This is a genomic window from Limnohabitans sp. Rim8 (genome assembly GCF_945869175.1).
GTDB lineage: Bacteria > Pseudomonadota > Gammaproteobacteria > Burkholderiales > Burkholderiaceae_C > Limnohabitans_A.
The window spans coordinates 26,570-32,593 of record NZ_CAMBNZ010000024.1 but is presented as its reverse complement, the minus strand read 5'-3'; the positions used below and the strand labels follow the sequence as shown (position 1 = coordinate 32,593).

The 6,024-nt window shown below is 53.6% G+C and carries 6 protein-coding genes; all 6 read left to right on the top strand.

Annotation, left to right across the window (positions count from 1 at the left end):
• Positions 1 to 120: 120 nt before the first annotated feature.
• The 6 genes from tssB to tssG all read left to right on the top strand — a co-directional run bounded on the left by tssB (position 121) and on the right by tssG (position 6,019).
• Positions 121 to 651, top strand: coding sequence for a type VI secretion system contractile sheath small subunit (gene tssB, locus Q0O19_RS05780; protein ID WP_295520873.1), 531 nt, complete (start codon positions 121 to 123; stop codon positions 649 to 651).
• A gap of 44 nt (positions 652 to 695) precedes the next feature.
• Positions 696 to 2,189, top strand: a complete 1,494-nt coding sequence (gene tssC, locus Q0O19_RS05775; RefSeq protein WP_295520872.1) for a type VI secretion system contractile sheath large subunit — start codon at positions 696 to 698, stop codon at positions 2,187 to 2,189.
• A gap of 76 nt (positions 2,190 to 2,265) precedes the next feature.
• Positions 2,266 to 2,754: a type VI secretion system tube protein Hcp gene (locus tag Q0O19_RS05770; protein WP_295520870.1), complete on the top strand. Its 489-nt coding sequence runs from the start codon at positions 2,266 to 2,268 to the stop codon at positions 2,752 to 2,754.
• A gap of 18 nt (positions 2,755 to 2,772) precedes the next feature.
• Positions 2,773 to 3,234: a type VI secretion system baseplate subunit TssE gene (gene tssE, locus Q0O19_RS05765; RefSeq protein ID WP_295520868.1), complete on the top strand. Its 462-nt coding sequence runs from the start codon at positions 2,773 to 2,775 to the stop codon at positions 3,232 to 3,234.
• Positions 3,234 to 5,030: a type VI secretion system baseplate subunit TssF gene (gene tssF / locus Q0O19_RS05760; protein WP_295520866.1), complete on the top strand. Its 1,797-nt coding sequence runs from the start codon at positions 3,234 to 3,236 to the stop codon at positions 5,028 to 5,030. Before tssE ends, tssF begins: the two co-directional genes overlap by 1 nt.
• A complete protein-coding gene (gene tssG / locus Q0O19_RS05755) occupies positions 4,994 to 6,019 on the top strand; it encodes a type VI secretion system baseplate subunit TssG (protein WP_295520865.1) in 1,026 nt (341 codons plus the stop codon). The genes tssF and tssG overlap by 37 nt, the downstream gene beginning before the upstream one ends.
• The last annotated feature ends 5 nt before the right edge of the window (positions 6,020 to 6,024 follow it).

Sequence of the window (6,024 nt, the reverse complement as noted above, 5' to 3'; positions counted from 1 at the left end):
AAAAGAAACTTCTTTATTTTTCCAATTTTTTTGTATAAAGTCAATGATCATCTTCATGATGACAATCTGATTTGCCCATTATTTGGGTGATTTCCAACGTTATTGATACAGGAGTTTCGTATGTCAGACAGTCTGCAAAAGTGGGTAGGACGTAACCGCCCCCCGCGTGTCCAAATCACCTATGACGTTGAAATTGGTGATGCAATCGAAAAGAAAGAGTTGCCTCTGGTGGTGGGCTTGATGGCAGATTTGAGTGGTCAGCCTTTACTGCCGCCGGCCAAGATGAAAGACCGCCGTTTTGTGGAAATCGACCGAGATAACTTCAACGAAATCATGGGCAAGATCGCCCCACGCCTTGACCTTTCTGTGCCAGACACATTGAAGGAAGAGGGCAATTTGAAAATTGAACTCAATTTCACTGAGTTTGAGCATTTCCACCCTGAATCGATCGTCAATCAAGTTCCTCGTTTGGCACGCCTTTTGGAAGCGCGTCAACAGTTGCGTGACTTGCTCGGCAAACTCGACGGCAATGACGAACTGGACGCCTTGTTGGGCAACATCGTTCAGAACACCGAAGAACTCAAAGCCTTGCGCGGCAGCGAAGCCGCTGAAACAGCCGCCGCCAGCGCAGATGCGCCTACTGCTGAGTAAGCCGCGGCTTGCTTTAGTTTCCATTCATTCTTAGGTAGAACACCATGGCCACCAAACAAAAATCCGACGCTGCAGGCGCCAGTACCACCACAACCAACGAGCTGAGCTTGCTCGACCGCATTGTCCAAGAAGGCAATATGGCCGTTGAGCCATCGCAAGACCAATACGCCAAAAAATTGCTGGGCCAATTTGCCACGCAAATTTTGGACGAGGGCATGAAAACCAGTCCTGACAAGGGCGTGGTTGCCATGATCAACGAGCGCGTTGCAGAAATCGATCAGATTCTGTCTGCGCAGCTCAACGCCATCATGCACGACGAGAAATTCCAGGCGCTCGAAGCGTCTTGGCGCGGTCTGCACGACATGGTTTTTGGCACAGAAACAGGTCCCCGTCTGAAGCTTCGTTTATTGAACGTGAGCAAAAAAGAGTTGCTCAAAGACTTGGAGACCGCTGTCGATCACGACATGAGCGCCTTGTTTAAGAAAATCTACGAAGAAGAATACGGCACATTCGGCGGCAATCCCTTCTCTTTGCTGATTGGCGACTACCAGTTTGGCCGTCACCCGCAAGACCAAGCATTGCTCCAGCGCATGTCCAAAGTGGCTGCCGCATCTCATGCGCCATTCATTGCGGCTGCAGCGCCTGCCATGTTTGACATGAAGTCATTCACAGAACTGGGCGTTCCTCGCGACCTGTCCAAGATTTTTGAAAGTGCCGAACTGGCAACTTGGCGCGGCTTTCGCGAGAGCGAAGATTCACGTTATGTGGCCTTGGTTTTGCCAAGCTATGCTGCCCGCCTGCCATACGGCGCCAAAACCATTCCAGTTGAGGGCTTCAATTTTGAGGAAGATGTGGACGGCTCCGACCACAACAAATACCTGTGGGCCAACTCGGCATACCAGCTGGGACTGCGCATCACAGGCGCATTTGCCAACTACGGCTGGACCACAGCGATTCGTGGCGTTGAAGGCGGCGGTAAGGTTGAAGCACTCACTGCCCACGCATTCAAAACAGACGAAGGTGACGTGCTGCTCAAGTGCCCAACCGAAGTGAGCATCACCGATCGGCGTGAAAAAGAACTCAATGACTTGGGGTTCATTTCTATCGTTAACTCCAAAGGCTCTGATTTTGCGGCTTTCTTTGGTGGACAGACCACCAACAAACCCAAGGTCTACAACAAAGACAACGCCAACGCCAACTCTGAGCTTTCTTCACGTCTGCCCTATGTGTTGGCTGCATCACGTTTTGCGCATTACATCAAGGTGATCATGCGTGACAAAGTGGGCAGTTTCCAAACGCGCGGAAGTGTGGAGGAATACCTCAACAACTGGATCGCTGATTACGTCTTGCTCAACGATGCTGCCCCACAAGCGATGAAAGCCCGCTTTCCTTTGAGTCAAGCCCGCATTGATGTGACAGACGTGGCTGGCAAGCCCGGTGTTTACAACGCTACGGTCTTTCTCAAGCCGCATTTTCAAATGGAAGGCCTGACAGCCTCTATCCGTTTGGTGGCGGAATTGCCCGCTGCTGCGGCTTGATCAATACACGTCCACTCACCTCAACCCAAGGCGATGGCCCTAGGCCTCGCCTTTCATAAATCATTGAAAGCTGTTCATGGATACCATCATTCTTGAAATCAAAGACATCAAAGGCAATTGCGAATTGGATGGCAATATTGGCCAAATCATCATCCTGTCGTTCAGCCACAGCGCGTCCATCCCCATGCAAATGGACCGCTCCAACACAGAGCGCACAGCAGGTCGTCCCAACTTTTCGGAAATGAACTTTTCCAAATCTGCAGACATTTCTACGCCAGCTCTTTACAGCGCTTGCGTGGCTGGCACCAAGTTGGGCGATGCCAAAATCCACATTGGCCGGACCGAAGGCTCGAAGTTCATGTCATTGATCGAATACGTGTTGACCGATGCCATGGTCTCCAACATTTCGACCAGCGGTGGCGGCGGCCAGCCCAGCGACTCGTTCTCTTTGAATTACAGCGCCATTAGTCTGGTGTACTCACAGCAAAACAAGGATTCGACGAAAAAAGGTTCTGCTGGTTTTGGTTGGGATCTGGTTAAAAATATTGCAGCCACACCCAAATAATCCGAGTTGCGCTAGCCCATGTCTGAACTGTCCCGTAGCGCAGCCATCCCCCTGTTTCAGCGCTTGTGTGCTCGGGACGGTGAGATGGGTGACGCTGCGGCTTTTGACGCGGCGGGGCTGCAAGCATCGATTGCCAATGAGATCGCCAGTTTGCTCAACACACGCTGCGGTTTGACCATGGCCGAATTTTTGAAATGCCAAGGCACCGTTCTGGACTTTGGCATTCCTGATTTTTCATCTTTGTCCTGCAAATCTTCTGACGATTTGGCTTTGGTGAGTCAAGCCGTTCAACATGCCATTGCGCTGTTTGAGCCGAGGCTATCGCATACCCAAGTTGTTGCAATGCACGATGACAGCAGCAACCACCGCGGGCAAGCCAAGTTGCAAATATCAGGTGCAGTTCGCTTGGGTATGACCTTGCGCAGGGTTGACTTCGATATTCCAGTGAACTTGTCCGATGGCGTATCGGAGACTGTCTGATGCTTGCCGACGATGACCTGATTGAATATTACAAACGCGAGCTGGCTTATTTGCGTCATCAAGGCGCTGACTTCTCAGCCCGTTACCCCAAAGTAGCCTCCCGACTGGCTTTGGGCGGCGCAGAGTCTCCTGATCCACATACAGAACGCCTGATCGAAGCCAACGCATTTTTGGCCGCACGCGTGCACCGCGATCTGGACCGTGAATTTCCCCAAGTCGCAGCCGCTTTACTGGAAAGTCAGTGCCCGTCGTTGATGCAGCCAGTCCCGTCGATTTCGGTGGCGCAACTGGCGTTGGACCCCACCCAAGGCAAGGTCACAGCAGGTTATGTGGTGCCTCGCCATACATCCTTGGTGGCGCGCACGGCCAGTGGTGAAACCTGTCGCATGCGAACTGCTTGGGACAATGTGCTGTGGCCACTGGACATCACCGATGTGCGCTTGTCTGGCGCATCCACCTTGTGTTTACAAGTCAGCTGTTCGGAAGGCCTGACTGCCAATGAGTTGGCCTTGGACAGTCTGCGTCTGCACTTGCATGGCGACTGGATGAGCACCATGCCACTTTATGACTTGTTGGTCAGCGCCGTGATGGGGGTCGATGTGGTCGATGCGCAGGGCCATGTTCGGCATTTGCCGCGCACTGCTTGGCGAGAGGTGGGTTATGACCTTGATCAATCTGTGCTGCCCAATCCACCGCATGCTGCAGCCGCGTATGGTTTGCTTCAAGAATATTTTTCATTCCCCGGGAAATTCCATTTTTTTGACCTCACGGGCCTGTCGGGTCTGACGGGTCATGGTGAGCATTTTGAGTTACGTTTGCAATTGGACCGCAGTGCCCGTGGATTGCGTGGGTTGGATGCGGAAAGTTTCAAACTGGGGTGCGTGCCCATTGTGAACTTATTCAACCGTACCAGTGAACCGATGACGATTGATCACCGACATCATGAGTACCTGCTGGTTGGAGACCGTCAATTTGAAAGTACCACCGAAGTTCATTCCATTTTGTCGGTCGTAGCATCCGACCCAGACGCTGACCGACCGCAGCGCATAACCGCCTTCGCCGCTTTGGATTCGCAAGATACATCTGGCGCAAGCGCTGGCGGTCAACAAGACAGCGCTGAAGCACGGCCTGAAGTTTTCTGGTCGGCCAGGCGAGAAACCAGCTTGCGTGCCAACCTCACGGGCACAGACATGTTTTTGTCTTTTGTGGATCCCAACAACACCCGCAGCGTACCGTCTGAGCCTGTGGTTTTTGCGCAGCTTTTATGTACCAATCGCCGCTTGGCCAGTCAGTTGCGGCCTCAGACACGCTTACGTGCTGAAAACCTGTCCTCTTCCTTGGCCATCACTTGTTTGTACGAGCCTTCCGAACAGCGCGACCCACCTCTGTCGAGCGCCACAATGTGGCGCTTGGTTGGCTTGCTCAGGCTGAACCACCAGTCGTTGGTAGGCGGCACCAATGGGGTTCAAACTTTGCGCGACATGCTCAGTTTGTTTGCCTCCAGTGGCGCACGGGACTTGGCGCAAATCAAAGGTGTGCGCACATTGCAAGCGCGCGGTGTCACGGCCCGCTTGGGAAGCGACGCCTGGCGTGGCTTTTGCCGTGGCACCGAGGTGCAACTGGGTTTTGACGAGACTGCTTTTGTGGGTGGCTCGCCCTTACTTTTGTCGGCAGTTCTGGCGCGCTTTTTTGCGCTTTACACCACCGTCAATTCATTTGTACGTTTGACAGCCCGCCGCAATGGCGAGGACTGGAAGCGATGGGAGCCCATGTGCGGCCACCAGAACTTGCTTTGATTGACCGGCTGTACAGTCGGCCACAAGGCTTTAATTTGTTTCAGGCGATCAGCCTGCTCGAACGCCATGCTCCCGAGCGACTTGCCCTGGGTACGGGCGTGGGTCTCGACGAGGCTGCGTTACTGCGTGGCAATATATCTTTGGCTTTTGCACCCAGTGACGTTGTCAGCGTACAGCCAGCGTCTACGCCAGAAGATCGAAGTACCCTGACATCTGCGGCCATGAGTTTGGCTGGCGCTAACGGCCCGCTTCCCCTGCCTTTTACAGAAATGCTGTTGCAGCGCCGTACTGCCAAAGACCGCGCCGCATTGGATTTTCTGGATATTTTCCACAGCCGATGGTTGGCCTTTTTGTATCGAAGTCGCAAAAAACACCACATCGGTTTGAACTGGCGGGCCAGCCAACAAGACAACCCACTGGCCAAAACCATAGATGCCATCAGCGGCCTGGGACGCGCCGAAGGTGCGCGCGGACCAGTTGGTGAGGTGGCACGTTTGAACCATGCAGGATTGCAAAACGCAGCCCCGCGGTCCATGCTCAATTTACTCACCTTGCTGTCTGATCGGCTGAGCCTTGTTTTGAAAGGTCGGCAATTTGTGGGTGGATGGCAAACTCTGGACTTGGCAGACCAACCCCCTTTGGGCCTTGCTGTGTTGGGTTACCAAGCCGTGTTGGGTCAGCGTGCTTGGGACGCCGCAGCTGGCATCGAACTCATTGTTTTAGAAACACCCATCAACCGTTTGCAAAGTCTGCTGCCCGGAGGGCAAGACCATGTTCTCATGTCTTGGCTTGTGCGCCGCCACACCCAGTCGGAGTTGCAAGTGCGCTTGGTGCTCCAACCACAAGCACAAGCCAGCGCCAGTTTGCCGCGCCTGGGCCAAGCTCGCTTGGGCTGGACCAGTTGGTTGACGCAAAGTGGCGACCCACAAGCTCCCAAAGCCTTTCAGTCCATCAAAACGCTGCTCATGCCCGCGCATTGCGAAAGATAGCAAAG